This is a genomic window from Rummeliibacillus sp. GQ308, from assembly GCF_059759115.1.
This window is the reverse complement of sequence record NZ_JCAXDQ010000001.1, coordinates 1,276,174-1,291,895: the sequence shown is the minus strand read 5'-3', so window position 1 is coordinate 1,291,895 and position 15,722 is coordinate 1,276,174. Positions and strand designations below refer to the sequence as shown.

Annotated in this window: 13 protein-coding genes; 3 read left to right on the top strand and 10 right to left on the bottom strand. The window is 33.7% G+C overall.

The window, feature by feature from the left end; genetic code table 11:
* Nucleotides 1–14 precede the first annotated feature (14 nt).
* On the bottom strand, nt 15–1,472 hold the full coding sequence (locus tag AC6CHJ_RS06315; protein WP_498287709.1) for an aldehyde dehydrogenase family protein: 1,458 nt from the start codon (nt 1,470–1,472) through the stop codon (nt 15–17).
* Between the two features lie 150 nt (nt 1,473–1,622).
* Between AC6CHJ_RS06315 and AC6CHJ_RS06310 the strand changes: the two genes are divergently transcribed.
* Together AC6CHJ_RS06310 and AC6CHJ_RS06305 are read left to right on the top strand one after the other, a co-directional pair.
* Nucleotides 1,623–1,994: a nucleotide excision repair endonuclease gene (locus AC6CHJ_RS06310; protein WP_066786822.1), complete on the top strand. Its 372-nt coding sequence runs from the start codon at nt 1,623–1,625 to the stop codon at nt 1,992–1,994.
* Between the two features lie 93 nt (nt 1,995–2,087).
* Nucleotides 2,088–2,330, top strand: a complete 243-nt coding sequence (locus AC6CHJ_RS06305; RefSeq protein WP_249775896.1) for a hypothetical protein — start codon at nt 2,088–2,090, stop codon at nt 2,328–2,330.
* Nucleotides 2,331–2,344: 14 nt separating this feature from the next.
* Here AC6CHJ_RS06305 and AC6CHJ_RS06300 read toward each other — a convergent pair whose 3' ends face one another.
* The 6 genes from AC6CHJ_RS06300 to AC6CHJ_RS06275 all read right to left on the bottom strand — a co-directional run bounded on the left by AC6CHJ_RS06300 (nt 2,345) and on the right by AC6CHJ_RS06275 (nt 10,593).
* Nucleotides 2,345–4,204 (bottom strand): P-loop NTPase family protein, encoded by a 1,860-nt coding sequence (locus AC6CHJ_RS06300; RefSeq protein ID WP_498287707.1) that lies wholly within the window; start codon nt 4,202–4,204, stop codon nt 2,345–2,347.
* Between the two features lie 211 nt (nt 4,205–4,415).
* The gene (locus AC6CHJ_RS06295; protein ID WP_498287706.1) at nt 4,416–6,389 is read right to left on the bottom strand and encodes a thioredoxin domain-containing protein; all 1,974 of its coding nucleotides are present in this window, start codon (nt 6,387–6,389) and stop codon (nt 4,416–4,418) included.
* A 471-nt stretch (nt 6,390–6,860) separates the two neighbouring features.
* Nucleotides 6,861–8,078, bottom strand: coding sequence for an MFS transporter (locus AC6CHJ_RS06290; RefSeq protein WP_147193563.1), 1,218 nt, complete (start codon nt 8,076–8,078; stop codon nt 6,861–6,863).
* Between the two features lie 239 nt (nt 8,079–8,317).
* Nucleotides 8,318–8,992 (bottom strand): toxoflavin lyase-like VOC family protein, encoded by a 675-nt coding sequence (locus AC6CHJ_RS06285; RefSeq protein ID WP_498287705.1) that lies wholly within the window; start codon nt 8,990–8,992, stop codon nt 8,318–8,320.
* A 335-nt stretch (nt 8,993–9,327) separates the two neighbouring features.
* Nucleotides 9,328–10,122, bottom strand: coding sequence for a class I SAM-dependent methyltransferase (locus tag AC6CHJ_RS06280; protein WP_498287703.1), 795 nt, complete (start codon nt 10,120–10,122; stop codon nt 9,328–9,330).
* Nucleotides 10,123–10,185: 63 nt separating this feature from the next.
* Complete coding sequence (locus tag AC6CHJ_RS06275) at nt 10,186–10,593, bottom strand: NUDIX hydrolase (RefSeq protein WP_147193566.1); 408 nt, start codon at nt 10,591–10,593, stop codon at nt 10,186–10,188.
* A gap of 183 nt (nt 10,594–10,776) precedes the next feature.
* Between AC6CHJ_RS06275 and AC6CHJ_RS06270 the strand changes: the two genes are divergently transcribed.
* Nucleotides 10,777–11,271, top strand: a complete 495-nt coding sequence (locus AC6CHJ_RS06270; protein ID WP_498287701.1) for a hypothetical protein — start codon at nt 10,777–10,779, stop codon at nt 11,269–11,271.
* 148 nt (nt 11,272–11,419) lie between these two features.
* Here AC6CHJ_RS06270 and AC6CHJ_RS06265 read toward each other — a convergent pair whose 3' ends face one another.
* The 3 genes from AC6CHJ_RS06265 to AC6CHJ_RS06255 form a co-directional block, all read right to left on the bottom strand.
* The gene (locus AC6CHJ_RS06265; RefSeq protein WP_184117494.1) at nt 11,420–12,436 is read right to left on the bottom strand and encodes an NADP-dependent oxidoreductase; all 1,017 of its coding nucleotides are present in this window, start codon (nt 12,434–12,436) and stop codon (nt 11,420–11,422) included.
* 244 nt (nt 12,437–12,680) lie between these two features.
* Nucleotides 12,681–13,013 carry an antibiotic biosynthesis monooxygenase family protein gene (locus AC6CHJ_RS06260; protein ID WP_147193569.1) on the bottom strand — a complete coding sequence of 111 codons (333 nt, stop codon included), beginning with the start codon at nt 13,011–13,013 and terminating at the stop codon, nt 12,681–12,683.
* Nucleotides 13,014–13,181: 168 nt separating this feature from the next.
* Nucleotides 13,182–15,617, bottom strand: a complete 2,436-nt coding sequence (locus AC6CHJ_RS06255; protein ID WP_147193570.1) for a bifunctional diguanylate cyclase/phosphodiesterase — start codon at nt 15,615–15,617, stop codon at nt 13,182–13,184.
* Nucleotides 15,618–15,722: the final 105 nt, after the last annotated feature.

Here is a 15,722-nt window from a genome sequence, read left to right as displayed (position 1 = left end):
AAGCGACTTCTTTTTTAAAATGGATATTCTCGCGGTTTTGTTTGAACAGAAATCCATTTTTGATACGTAAATTCTTCCACAACACTTGGATTACCGAATCGACCTACACCACTGTCACGCATACCTCCAAATGGTACTGTTGGTTCGTCGTTGACAGGTTGATCATTGACATGAGTCATACCAAATTCCAAATATAATGCATAATCTGTTGCTTTTTCTATATTACCGCTGAATATAGACGAGCTTAGCCCATATCGTGTGTCATTTGCCATCTCAATAGCCTCTTCATCGCTATCAGCTTTGATAATCGGAGCAATTGGAGCAAATAATTCTGTTTGTGCGAGTTCACTGTCATTTTTAACATGTCCGAAAATAGTTGGTGTTAACACGTTCCCTATTCTTTCACCTTTTAGCAATACTTCAGTACCTGCATCAATCGCCTTTTGGATATTATCAACACCTTTTTTTACTTGACCTTCGTTAATTAACGGTCCAATGATTGTTTTAGGATCCCTCGGATCTCCATAAGGAATATTTTTAACTCTTTCAACGAATTTTTCTACAAACTCATCATACAAATCTTTGTGAACAATAATGCGGTTGGTAATCATACAAATCTGGCCCGAATGTAGGAACTTCCCAAATGCTGCCGCTTTTACTGCTTGGTCAATATCTGCGTCCTTTAATACTACAAATGGTCCGTTTCCTCCTAGTTCTAGAGCAACACCTTTCAAAAGGCCACCTGCAATAGAGCCAATCCGTTTGCCGACTTCTGTAGAACCAGTAAAACTAATTAGTGCTACATTTTTGTTTTCGATCATTGTATCGCCAATCGTAGAGGATTTCGTCAAAATTGATTGGAAAACACCAGCTGGCATTCCCGCTGCTTCGAATGCCTTAGCAATCAATGAACCTGAGCAAAGCCCCACTTGCAAGTCTGCTTTATGAACGACCGCATTACCAAGCGCAAGTGCTGGAGCAATCGTACGCATTGATAAATACATTGGAAAGTTAAAAGGAGCAATGGATGAAATGACGCCAAGCGGTAAACGATAGGAATAATTGACCTTATTCTCAATAATAGAAGGCGTTTCAGTAACTTGTCCTAATTTATCAACCATTTTTAATGACTCTTCCATTACGGCGACCGTATTATTATATTCAATATTACTCTTCAAAACACTGCTTCCTGACTCAATAACTAAAAGATCGATTATGTCATCCTTATTATCTTTGTAATATTGGATTGCTTTTTCCATGACATCACGACGCTTTTGTGAATCTTTTGCCCACTCTTTTTGCGCTTTTTTAGCATTGTCAAAGGCTTCTTCAACCTGGTTTTTTGATGCCAGTTTGACGGTGGTTAATACATCATTGTTGTATGGATTCTCTATATTGAAAGTGTTATTTTCTTCCCCTTCTTCCCATTGACCATTTAAAAAGCTCTTATTAAGTTCAGTATATTTATTCATAGTTGTATAACTCCTTTTTTATAGTCTCCGCATCGATTGTAGTATGTGATATATAAAAGATGTAATACTACAATACAACTAGACGAGTAGCTTTTCTTGCTTAACTGTGCTAGTATAAACTTCTATTAATGTAAGAGGACGTGAATTATTTTGATTAAAATTGAAATGCCAAAACCTGATGTAGTGATTCGCCAGCGTGAACAAAATCCAAAAGAAGGAGAAGCAATCATCCCTTCAGTCTTTGGATTTATAGACTTCCATAAGGTTCCTCGTGATAAAGGTGGATTATTGCTATTCTTTAACGATGCCAACGAGCTATTATTTGTAGGTAAAGCACGCAAAATGCGCCCACGATTAAAAAAGCACTTTGAAGATAATGTATCTCCACTAAAAGATCACCGTGATGAAGTGCACAAAATTGAAGCATTCATCATTGATGATCCAATGGAAAGAGAAATCTACGAAACATATGCAATTAATAAGCTTCGCGCGAAGTACAACACGGATAAAGTGTTCTATTAATCATTTGCCTAATAAAAGAAAATATAAACATTTGAAAATCATTTGAAACATATACACCTCCTAGTACGTAATACGTTAAAAGGAGGTGTTTTTGTGAGAAAATGGATAGTTTTTCTTTTTGCCTTTATCGTTCTATACTTTGTCTGCCACTTTACATCTGGTATCCTTCTTACAGCCTGGTATACGCCTAATTTAACGGAGGCATGGCAAGCAAGCGAATCTTTGCCAAGCAATGTTGTATTTTCTGGTCCAGTATTCTTCCCTACTTTCTTGCTTGCGGCGATTGCTGCTGCAGGAGCATTTTTTATAGCAGCAAAAGTAAAAAGGAGCGCATAAAATGCAGCTCCTTTTTAATCTGTATTCAATTCTAAAAAAGGTGGTGGCGGTTCTAAAGGCATTCGTATATCCCCATCTTTTAAGGTCAAAGCATAATAAGGATTTTTTACGACAACAAGAGACTGTACTTGGCTTGGTTCTTTTAGTTTCAAGTTTTCATACTCTTGTATAAAAATTGAATAGTCTAAGCGTACGCTTTCAATTGCTTTTATATCCTCCACTACTCTATCTCTTTCTTCTATTGTCAACCATATTGAGTTATTTAATAACTCTTCTTTAGCCAACATGATAACCCATTGCTTTGCTTCTACAATATCATCAAAAGTACTTAATTTTTGAATAGCTTGCTGTATCTTTGTATGAGCTGCAAGTCTTTCATATTCTACAGCTGAAATACTTTTAAGTATCTCTTCTAATTTATTTCGGACCGTTTGGTTGAGCTGAATTAATATTTCGGGAACCAATTCTATCAAAAGCTCTTCTTGACGTAGCACGGACTTGTACTTTTGTTCAAGTAGTTGTTGAGTTTCGTTCAGTTCTTTCGCTTGATTTATAAAATAAAGGTCTTCTTCCCGTTTGCCGAATAAAAAAGATAAAATAGATCGTCCATTTATCCTTTTGTATTTTTGATCTAGCATATCAAATTGAACAGTATACTGATATCGCTTTTTTCGGTAATCTCTTACTTCTTCAAGATAATGTTCTGCCAATTCCTTAAATTTTCCGAAAATACTGTCTTCCTTAAATAAATCCTGTTGTTTTAATGCTTGCACGAGCTGATAAAGTGTATGAATCTCTTTAAATAAGCAACTTAATTTTTCATATTCTGATATCATCTCAGCGACAAATTGATTTTCTTCATACTGAGTATCTTTTAATTCATCAAATTCTTCTATAAAACTTGTTAATGTTTTCAATGATGAGTTATAGGGTTCTCTTTCTTCTATAATTTCTAATTCAGCTCGAAATCTTTTAATCCAATGAGCCAAACGTTGAATAATAAAAGGTATTCGTTTTGAACGATCGCTCGCTGATTGCTCTATTTCTTTATATATCATGTCAATATTGCTTTGCTGCCACTGTTCTTTGTCATTATGAGCGAGTGCTTGATTTGCTTGTAATGCAGATACTGAGACCCTTTTTCTTATATAGTGTTCAATCTGTTGGTCTTCTAAAACCGAACCAGTTGAGCTCATAAAGTTAGAAATAAATAACGGCTTTATATGGTTTGAGCTCTTCTTCATTAAGTTTAACTCCACTTTCTGGATCTCACGATTAGCGTTTACAATCCAGAAAATATCCTCTGCCCGCTGTAAAAAGCTCTCTTTTATATAGGCAGTTCTATTCCCTTTAAACTGTACTAGCGTAGCATCCATAATGGTCACAGTCTTTAAGAGCGGATTTTGAATAAATATTTCAATAAAATCCAACCCTTCACGCAATATATTGGCACCTGAGGTATCAATAGAAGTAAATAGCCCTACATGTTCAATGCCAAAAGAAGCTACTTGTCCATCATAAAAGTGAGCACGTACCTCTTCCTTTTCGGCATATCGAAAAATAGAACTCACTGCTAAATGCGCCTCTTTCAAATGACTTAAAATAGGTCTTTTTAATAAAGTGTTCAAGAGAGTAGTTTTGCCCGTTCCTCTCATGCCAACAAATAGAACTGTCGGATTTTGGACCGCATCATCAATAATATACCCTAATGCTTTTGCTGTATCTTTTATGTATGTATTCTGAGTGAGTAATAGGTGGATTTTTTTTATCTTGCCTATGAATTGGTGGATATCATCAAGGGGTTTTTGAGAAACTCCATGAGTAGGCAAATTTACTTTTAATTTACTCACATTTTGTAGGTCTTTATCCACCATTTTTCACCCCCTCGCTCTTTTTCTACATTATATAGTATACATGATATATCAGTAAATTCGACATTATTTTTCTAAATTTGTTTCTAAATATGTTAATTAAATGATAAACAAACCTATTTTTATGACATCTCATTCTATAACTTTATACTCATATTAAATCAATAAATTTTTACTAGAATGTATTACTATCAAAAAAACATCACCGATTTTTTTAATCGGCGATGTTAGTAGGTCCTAATTTTTTGAGAGCTTCCTCTTCATTATGGATCGCCAGTTGACATGCATAATCCTCGCATATTTGCATTTCAAATGGTCCTTCATCCTTTATATGCCAAACATCAAACGGTCGATAGAAGGAAAAAAGAGCATTCTTTATACCTCTAGTTGGATTGTTGATGTGGATTTCACTTGAAGGCGCTTGGTAGGCAAGTAAAGCTTGAAGCAGCCAAAATGTACCTCCAGGATAACGATTAATATCAGAGGCAAATGTTTGAAGAATCTCATCTCCCAAATTTCGATATTTATCATCTTCCAAGAGCTTTCCTAGTCGAAACATTTGAACGGCAAGCGTACTATTCCCTACCGGATAGGCATTATCGATTGCCGTTTTTTCTCTTACAAGCAAAGGGCTTGCAGCATGACTCGTTAGGAAAAATGCTCCATGTTCATCATCATGAAAATTCTCAATTGTTTGATCTGCCATATGATGTGCTCGTTTAAGATATTCATTTTTACCAGTAGCAAGATATAATTCATTAAGGGCCCATAGATAGTTTGCATAATCATCTAAAAATCCAGGTTGAGAAACTTTTTGTTCTCTATAGCTAACATATAGTTCGTTTTCTTTTACTACGTTTTTTTGTAAAAAAACATCCGCTTCTTGCGCTAATTCAATAAAGGTTTTTTCTTCAAACACTCCACCAGCCTTTGCTAATGCGGCAATCAACAACGTGTTCCATGCAGTCAATATTTTATCATCTACATGAGGATAGACTCGCTTTTCTCTAGCCTTTAATAATTTTAATCGGCATTCTTCTTGCTTTTCTTTTGATAATTTTCTATTCTGTGTATGAATTAAATTTGGTATATTAACCTCTTCGAAATTACCTCCTAGTGTCACATCATAATCCTCTGCGAATGCCTTTCCTATTTCTGGACCAAGGATGTCTATAACTTCATCATAATCCCATGTATAATATTTACCTTCAACTCCTTCGCTATCCGCATCAATTGCGCTATAAAAACCGCCATCTGGATGTTGCATTTCACGTTTTATAAATTTAATTGTTTCATAGACAATCTGTTTGTATTTTTCGTCTTTCGTTATTTGATATGCTTCTGTATAGCACTGTATTAGAAGCGCCTGATCATATAACATTTTTTCAAAGTGTGGTACAAGCCACATCCGGTCCGTTGAATATCTTGCAAAACCAAAGCCGATATGATCATATATCCCGCCTCGATAAATTGCATTCAATGTTTTAGTGACCATCTCCAAAGCTTCTTTTTCTCCTGTCATATTATAATACCTTAGTAAATATAATAGTTGGCTTGGATTTGGAAACTTAGGTTCTGTTCCAAAACCGCCGTAGACTTTGTCGTACCCCTGCTTTAATTGGCCATATGCTTTACCAGCAGCATCCTCATGTATTGCAGACTTCTCAGGTTTAGACAGATCTGAAAGAGCATCCATAATTTGCGCTCCTACTTCATCAACTCTATCTCGTTCTTTATGATATGCCTTTGCGAGATAAGGCAGAATTTCCATCATCCCTGGCCTTTTATACATACTGTATTTTGAAAAATAAGTCCCAGCAAAATAAGGTTTCTGATCTGGTGTTAAGAAAACATTAAGCGGCCATCCGCCAGAGCCAGTCATCATTTGACAAACATTCATATAGATTGAATCAATATCCGGTCGCTCTTCTCTATCGACTTTTATACAGATAAACCATTTATTCAATAAAAATGCAACCTCTTCGTCTTCAAATGATTCATGAGCCATGACATGGCACCAATGACAAGTCGAGTAGCCAATGCTAACAAGGACAGGCTTATCTTCCTCTTTAGCTATGGTAAAAGCCTCTTCTCCCCATGGATACCAGTTAACAGGATTGTATGCATGCTGTAGTAAGTAAGGAGAAGTCTCATTTATCAGTCTATTAGCTTTTTTCTCATTTGGCATTTTTGTTCATCACTTCTTTCATATAAAAAATAGAGAGGCTTTGCCTCCCTTACATAAAGTCTACCCTAATAATCCTATCATTATTCGGTGCATATTTGTCTTCAATTCAATACTATCTACTGATTTCTTTAATGAGATATATAGTTTATTTATCAATATTACAATCTATTTATATTTATTATTGGAGGTATTATTATATGGACTCAACATCTAATTAACACTTCTCATGGTTCGTTTGAATTTTTCAAGATGGGAACAGGAGCTCCTTTATGTATTACTCATCAATATATAGAGTTTAATAACGCCTATGCCCTTTTTACCCTGCTAGTTTTAAGTGAGAGTACAGGCTGAATTCTACATCCTAGTAAAAAGTGAACTGTATTTAAATAGTCAATGATTATTAAGATTATCTATATCATTATCAGAAAGCCTTATCAAACTATTCAATCCCTTAACGTAGATTTTCCTTTTTCAGTAGTTATTTTCTTTTCTCAATGAATTAAAACCTATCAAACCAATTGTTAGTATAATCCCTCCACCAGCCCAAAATACACTAGTTGTAGAAAGAATTGCTAGGATACTACTCATAATACCCAACGATACTGTGTCACTTGTATAATTAATAGATGATGATATACTAAACACTTTACCTAGCATATTATTTGGTACTTGTTGTTGGATTAATACAATTCTTCCAAGCCCTTCACTTGCCTGACCTATTCCAATAAGAATCGTTGCTAGATAGATCATAAAAATAGATGGTGATAAACCAATTACTAACAAACCACTTCCCCATAGGATAATCCCTATATTAAAAATTATTAATGGTTTAAGTTTTTTCAATGTACCAAGCATAATAGAAGTAGCAAATGCTGCTGCACCAAGTATACCTGTAATAATTCCGAAGGTTGAAATATCTTTCTCTAAATTTTTATCCAAATAAATAGGTAATCCCACACGCCACAACCCTGTATTTATCAGTATGCTTATAAATTGAACAAGTATAATAATAAGAATACTTCTATTTGACTTTAAATAAGCTAAAGTCGATTTAATTTCACTTACTGTTCCTTCTTCACTTTGACTAGTATTAAACTGAGGAACCTGATAGTTAATTAGCAAATGAAATACAGTCGAAATACTCATTAAAATGAATGCTAGAGTGAAAATGTGTATTTGATCAGTAAATTTAACAACTATTCCTACTGAAGCTGGGATTAGAATACTAGCACCACGTTGAATAGAATCTAATAGAGCGTTGCTTCTCTGTAATTTATTATCTGTAACTAGTTCAGGTAACAAAGCACGAAAACTTGGTTCTGAAAAGCAATTAAGAATGCTAATTAGGACGGCTGTACATATTAAAATAAAATAATTTAAAAATCCCCAAAAGAATAGTATTGGAATAGCAAGAATTAATATCGCAATAAGAGAATCAGATATTACTGTTATTTTCTTCTTATTCCATTTATCCGCCTTTACTCCACCATAAATACCAAAAACAATAAATGGTAACGTTTGCGCCATAATTATCAAAGACAAATAGAATGGTGAACTATTAGTCAGCTTTATTGTTAACCAGATGAGTTCCAGACTAAACAATGTTAAAGAGCTTCTTTTGAAGAGTCTTCCAAATAACAAAAAAGTAAAGTTTTTCTCACTTAGAATATCCTTATAGGGAATTTTCAATCGCTAGTATCCTTTCATTGAATAGGCTATATTTGATAAATAGTATTTATCATTTCCCCTTCTTTTCATTTGTAATTTGCATCTTACTTTGATCATCTATAGAATTAGCAAAGATTTGGTTTTTCCCTTCAAAAACTAGAACTAAGGTATACAATATATTAGAAACTACTTCTGATGGTAAAAGTCTTATTGTCTATAAAGATGGTTCTAATATTATAAAACAGTACCGCTTACTATGATTATTCAATATAAAACTTATTGTCATCATTGACCCCAATATTAATTTTAGAATCTAACATTATATCTAAAGGAAACACAGTAGCTACTTTATTAGAGAAAAACCATCTTCTTTTCGGATTTACTAATAATAAATAGACTGGCAAATCTCCTTTTGTCATAAAAGATAATGTATTATCATTCGTTACTTCTTCTCCATCCCTTTCAACAATGGAAAGTTCCCTTAATTGTTTTGCAGCCTGCACTTTATCTTTAACAACTAAGCTTATTTCAGACATTTTTATAATATTTGCTGCAGTAAAAGGAACATGGCTCGATGGATTATCTAATCTTGCAATAAATTCTACAATGTTCCCCGATGGATCTTCAAAATATAAAGAATTTGCTTTTATACTTGCGAAATATACTTCATCTTGATCTTTTTCTTTTAAAAGCGTTACTTTTTGTTTAACCCATTCCTTAGCAGCTTGAAATTGATTTTTAGGGATATCAAATGCAAAATGGTAAAAAGGTTCTTCTGCCTCATGAACATTGGTAAACTCAACTATTGTAAGACCAAATTTTATTTTAAAGCTACCATTTGTAACGATTTCTATAGGTAATTCTAGAATATCCCTATAAAATTTTTTCATTTCTTCTAGTCTTTTCGTCTTAAGTATTACTTGATTGATATTCAAATATTCTTCCTCCTTTCGATAAATAAAATATAACATTCTATATTTTCAAATAATATTAGACCTAAGACTGAACAAAGTCAGAAGAATATTCTTCATGCAAATTTTAATCCCGAAATAGATGACCAAATAAGAACATATAATTATCCAAATGCAACTGGAGATTATGTAATGGTTGTAAATATTAAATACGATCTAGGATAAGGTGAAATATATATGAAGAGTAAATATATGTAATTAATTTACAGAAATAAACTCTTCATACTATTTTGCTATGGAACAAGAGGTAAAAAAACAGTTCTTCTCTTTGTATTCCTAATTATTTGTAATAATTCGCCCTAAACCTTTAAGGCCAATTTAACAGAGATATTAATATCTTCTTCAAATAATCCTAAATTATTTATTTTTAATAATTCATTTCTGAGTTCATTTTCGAAGCCAGAAATATTGTCCCCTAAAAATCTTTTAGCGCCATATGAGGTTGAATATATATTCCCTAAAATTGAATCTACTGTCCAACGATATTTGTAAGAAGGTAGATTATGTATTTCTAACTTGAATTTAGAGTTTTCTATTATACTTGCATGACTTTTATCTGGATGAGCGTAAATTGTATTTCCAGCTTTTCTTTTATCTCCATACCATTTACTTATCACCTCTTTCACCTTATTTTCCCATAGAGTGAATTCTTTATTAGGAATATAGTTATCAATGATTGCTACTCCTCCTCCTGGGATAATAAGATTATATAATTTTTCTAACACCTCCTCCCTATTCATCCAGTGAAATGATTTTGCCATTGTTACTAATTTAATATTTGAAACACTCATTTCATAAATAAATTGATTTAAATCACCATTAAAATATTCAATGTTTGGGATTCGAAATTTTTTCTTAAATTCCTTTGCTTCATTTAGCATTTCATTTTCCGTATCGATACCAATTATTGAATCAAACCAATCATAAAGTCTAGAAGCTATTTCCCCAGTTCCACACCCTAAATCCAACATATTACCTTGACCATCTAGAGAAAACTTATTGACTAAAAATCTAAATAAATAAGACGGATAGATAGGCCTAAACCTAGAATAATACCATGCTGTTCCTTTGAATAAATCATCTCCATAATTCATAAACATAACCTCCTTCGTTTCTCGTAATAAGGAAACCTCTTAACCACTAGGAGTTCCCTTGTACTATTTAGATGAATTGATTTGTAAAGATTGAACCTTTAAAGCACATTCCTGAGGTCTTACATCAATAGACGATAATCTTTCTATATCCATCCACACAGGCAAGTACATTCCTCTATCTCTATTTATGTTAGTGTATTCTTCTCCTTGGCCAGTTCCTAAAGTGCCAGAAATGATTTCAGATAGAAAAAAATATTGAGTACCATCATATTCGACTTCTAAAATGCACTCATTAACGTTTACAATTACCCCTAATTCTTCGAAGGCTTCTCTTTTAGCTCCGTCTTTTGGTGTTTCACCAATCTCGATTCCTCCACCAGGGAAAACATAGTAAATAGAATTATCTCTAATTCTTTGAATGAGTAAAACTTTCTTATTTTCTAATATAACAACTGATCCTCTATCTCTCATAAATGACACACCCCTATCATTTATTATTTGTATTTAAACCATACATTTGTTCAGCGCATTTTTAACACATATATATGATTTTTTACCATTTTAATGTTAAACTCATGTAAGAAATTTTTTATAAGGATAATTACTTATAATAGTATATTTTGTATCTGGTGGTGATAGATAGAGGTGATCAAATTGAAAGATAAACTTAAATTAAACATACTACTCTTATTTTGTATCATTCTAACCGCCTGTTCATCTACATCAAATTCAGACACTTCCCCCCCAAGTGTAAACTTAGCTAGTGCTTCTGGAGACATTGTTTTAGGTATTGCACAAGTGGATTGGTCTCAAGATTCATCTGAAAATATGAAAGTTGATGATATTTTCAAATTTGCTGAGAAACAAGAGCAAAACAACTTACAAGCAGGAGTAGAAGAAAGTCTGGGGCTAACACCTGCGAATAAAAAATTTAAAAGCTATTCAGCTGAAGTAGAAAAAATAAATGTATCTTTCTATAAAAACAAAAAGTTATATGTTAAAAGAAGAGCAAATTTGAATCCCGAAATAGATGACCAAATAAGAACATATAATTATCCAAAAGCAACTGGAGATTATGTAATGATTGTAAATATTAAATATGATCTTGGTAAAGTAAAATATGTAGGAAGAGTACATATTTTTAACTAAGTGTCCGTTCCATTTTTCGGCTACATTAAATAGTATTAACTTTAACAGAGATATTAACTCTAGAGAAAGATTCACACACTCTATTATTTGTAAGCAAAAAAGCATTCCCATCGATGGAATGCTTTTTGCTTACGAGAACCACTTATTATCAGTCTATTTCCGAAACTTTAACCAATTGCTTACCTAAATTTGCTCCTTTAAATAGGTCAAGAAACGCGTCAATAACATGGTCAAACCCTTCTACGATTGTCTCTTCGTATTTGAGCTTTCCTTCATTTAACCATGTTGCAAGTGCGCTATACCCTTCTCCAATTCGGTCGGAGTAATCACCTAGTGTAAAACCTTTCATAAGGGCACTTGTTTTGATAAGTGCTGTTTGAACTCGAGGCCCCATATCCACTTCTACATCATTATAGGATGATATAGCTCCACAAACAGGAATTCGTGCAAATTTATTAAGAAGCGGGAATACAGCATCTGAAATGGTGCCACCCACATTATCAAAGTAGATGTCAATTCCTTCGGGACATGCTTTAGCTAAAGCTGTTGGAACATCTTCTTTTTTATAATTAATGGCTTCATCAAATCCTAGTTCATTCAATAAATATTGACATTTTTCATCTGTTCCAGCAATTCCTATTACTCGTGTTCCCTTTATTTTAGCAATTTGTCCAACAGTCGACCCAACTGCGCCTGCAGCTCCAGATACAACAACTGTTTCACCTGATTTTGGCTTCGCAATATCAAGTAGTCCAAAGTATGCTGTTAATCCAGTCATGCCTATAATACTTAGATTAGCTGTGACTGGTGCTAAATTTTTATCAATTTTTTTTATTTCTTTCTCATTAACAACAGAATATTCCTGCCATCCAAGATTACCTAGTACTACGTCACCTTTCGAAAAACTTTCCGACTTAGAATCCACTACTTGGCCAATAACACCAGAAGTGATTACCTTATTTAACTCAAACGGAGCTATATATGATTTGGTATCCTGCATTCTACCGCGTAAATATGGATCAACCGAAATATAAGCTGTACGGATTAATACCTCCCCAGCTGAAGTTGTCCCGATTGGCGTATCAATAAAATCAAAGTCATCCATTTTCGGCATCCCAACAGGACGTTGTTTTAAAGTAATTTGTTTTTGCATTTGTTGATTCATATTCATCCTCCATTCAATTATTCAATATTTCATTCATATTGTTTTTTAATGCAATATTTTTATCATACGTTAAAATAAAAGTATACTCTTGTCCATTAAGAAGTCAATAAACGTGCTTTGGACATTGATAATCTCTAACTAATTTAAAAATTATCCTTCTAAAAATTTGTTATTCAATATTAACTCCTTATTGAAAAATCATATAAAAAAAGACACTCATTCGAGTATCTTCCTTTCGTTCTTGTTATTCAACAACTGTATAGTTACTATTTTCCATGCTAATAACATACTCAGGTTTTGGGGGCTTGCCGCCATGTTCTTTAATTTGCTTCTTATGGCCAGCAATATGCTCAGGACTTTTCTCCCAAGCTTTCCATGCCTCTTCTGAATCCCAACGAATAATCATCACAACTTCTTCTTCGCCACGCCGGGTATTTTTCAATAACAATTCTCTACTAATAAACCCATCGCGTTGCTCAATTAATGAAGGTCCTTCACCCGGTTTTTTTGAAAAACGATCAATAATATTATTAGCATGTCCTTCAGTTAGAATCCATCTTCGTATTTGTACAAACATTTTTCCGCCCCATTTCTTCTGTATGATTTTTGCATCTTATTCATTTAGAAATTTTTATCTATCAACATTTTTAGTGTATACAAATGTATACATAAAGTCAAATGAATCTATGACTAGGATAATCATCTAGGTGAATAATAGAACAAATATAAAAACCGATTGAAAAGATCAATCGGTTTTATGCGCTTTATGATTTTCTAAAATATCTTGTAACTCATCTGCTTTCACAGGTCGGCTAAATAGGTAACCTTGGAATTCATGGCAGTCATTGTCGCTTAATAAAGAGAGTTGTTCTTCTGTCTCCACGCCTTCAGCTATCACATTTAATTTGAGGCTATGGGCCATATTTATGATAGTCTTTACAATCGCCTCGTCTTTTATTTCTTCATTGATATATCGAATAAAAGACTTATCAATCTTTAACGTATCAAGCGGGAATGAGCGTAAATAACTCAAAGAAGAATAGCCTGTCCCAAAATCATCTAAAGAAAGTTTAACACCCATTGCTTTTAGCTGTTCCATCACAGGGAGCGCAGATTTTGGATTTTGAACAATCGATTCAGTAAGCTCTAATTCAAGATTTTTTGCTGGCAATCCTGTCTCTGATAGTATTGTCTGGACAGTTTCAACGAAATCAGGTTGTTGAAATTGCCTTGAGGAAATATTCACGCTCATTCTTAAATCATCAAAGCCTTGGTCTATCCATTTTTTGGCTTGCTGTGAGGCAACTCGTAGAATCCAATAGCCCATCGGAATAATTAGACCTGTTTCTTCAGCGAGTGGGATAAAATCGTTTGGCGGAACCAGGCCAATTTCTGGATGATTCCATCTGATTAGGGCCTCCACTCCTGTCACCTTGCCTGTATCCACACCAATTTGTGGTTGATAATATAACTCAAATTCATGATTTTCTATAGCTTTTCGCAGACCTATTTCTAAATTCATTTTCTTCGCCATCATATTATTCATCTCAGCTGTGAAGAATTGATAATTGTTTTTCCCTAGCTCTTTTGCTCGATACATAGCTGTATCTGCATTTTTAATAAGAATCTCATGCTCCATTCCATCTGAGGGATACATACTTATACCAATCGATCCAGTAATAAACAATTCATGCTCGCCAAGTAAAAATGGACGGTTGAGTTTTTCCAAAATCTCTTTTGCCAAACTTACGACTTGTTGATGTGTAGTATGCGACACAACGATAATATATTCATCGCCCCCTTGACGTGCAAGCATATCTTTTTTTTGTATACATGTTTCCATACGTTTAGCTACTTCAATCAGAAATGCATCACCTACATCATGACCTAATGTATCATTGATATATTTAAAGCGATCTAAATCGATAAACAATACTGCTAGCATTTGACCGCTTATTGCAGCTTGTTCAATACACATCGTTAAATGCGTATTTAATAGCCTACGATTCGGTAAATTTGTTAGCGGATCGCGATAAACTAATTCCGTTATCTTTTCTTCTGTTCTTTTTCTTTCTGAGATATCGCGCAGAATGCCGCTGAAATATGTTTCATCCCCTTTTTTTAATGCAGAAAGAGACAATTCTAAAGGAAATTCCTCATTATTTTTTCGTAATCCTTTTAATTCTACCATTCGACCAATTACATGTGGCTCTTTTGTTCTAAGATAACGATCCATTCCTTTACGATGTGCTTCGCGATATTCCATGGGAATAATAATTTCAAGCTGCTTCCCAAGGACTTCCTCTTCTTTATAACCAAAAATGATTTCTGCTGCTTTATTAAAGGAAATAATCATACCCCTTGAATTACATAAAACAATAGCATCACTTGCCGTAAGAATTATCGACTGATATATGCTATCTTTGAACTCCAATTCAGTAGACGTTTGTTGAAAACGACGATCTAAATAAAAACCTCCGATAATACAAGCAAAGATGAACAGCATGCCGCCGGCTACTGTATAAGCTAAAACACCACTATCAATAGCTGTTCTCTTAAAATGGAGCATCTCATGGTTTGGCTTCATTTTCATTGCTGCCATTCCTGTGAAATGCATGCCTGCGATTGCACCCGCCATGACTACAGAGCTCATCCACTTTTGCAATTGCATCCCAACTGTTTTAGATTGGAAATAAAAAAATAAATATAAGGATACGACTGAAGCTGCAAATGCTATCAACCATGACAATAGATAAAGAATAGGGTCATATGAAATATCCATCCCCATATTCATCGCCTTCATACCTATATAGTGCATCGATACAATACCGGTTGTGATAAATAATGAACCTATTAGTATATAAATCTTTCTTTTAAGTCCTCGGCTAACAATTAGAAAAGCAACTGCACTTGCCAGGATTGCTAATATAAAAGATAAAGATACCCAAAATACACTATAGGAAACTGGCATAGGCAATTTAAGCGCAAGCATTGCAATAAAGTGCATTGACCAGATGCCTGCACCAAAAGTAGCAGCTCCTACCCACCACCATAGCTGCTTAAGCCCTCCTTTTAACGACATAAGCCTAATAATAATATTTAAGGCAGTGTATGAAGAAATTATTGCTATACCTACAGATAACGCTAAAAGGGCACTATTGTAATGTCCCATCATATTCATATATTAAATCCCTTCTGATAAAAAATTGTTTACTTGTCATAATAATCTATTTATATATGCTAAAATTACACTTTTTTATTATACAGAGTTTTTCACCTTTTGAAA

Excerpts from the sequence above, each read along its gene's own strand:
- AC6CHJ_RS06315 (WP_498287709.1), bottom strand. The coding sequence starts at position 1,472 with ATGAATAAATATACTGAACTTAATAAGAGCTTTTTAAATGGTCAATGG.
- AC6CHJ_RS06300 (WP_498287707.1), bottom strand. The coding sequence starts at position 4,204 with ATGGTGGATAAAGACCTACAAAATGTGAGTAAATTAAAAGTAAATTTG.
- AC6CHJ_RS06295 (WP_498287706.1), bottom strand. The coding sequence starts at position 6,389 with ATGCCAAATGAGAAAAAAGCTAATAGACTGATAAATGAGACTTCTCCT.
- AC6CHJ_RS06280 (WP_498287703.1), bottom strand. The coding sequence starts at position 10,122 with ATGAATTATGGAGATGATTTATTCAAAGGAACAGCATGGTATTATTCT.
- AC6CHJ_RS06275 (WP_147193566.1), bottom strand. The coding sequence starts at position 10,593 with ATGAGAGATAGAGGATCAGTTGTTATATTAGAAAATAAGAAAGTTTTA.
- AC6CHJ_RS06265 (WP_184117494.1), bottom strand. The coding sequence starts at position 12,436 with ATGAATCAACAAATGCAAAAACAAATTACTTTAAAACAACGTCCTGTT.
- AC6CHJ_RS06260 (WP_147193569.1), bottom strand. The coding sequence starts at position 13,013 with ATGTTTGTACAAATACGAAGATGGATTCTAACTGAAGGACATGCTAAT.
- AC6CHJ_RS06255 (WP_147193570.1), bottom strand. The coding sequence starts at position 15,617 with ATGAATATGATGGGACATTACAATAGTGCCCTTTTAGCGTTATCTGTA.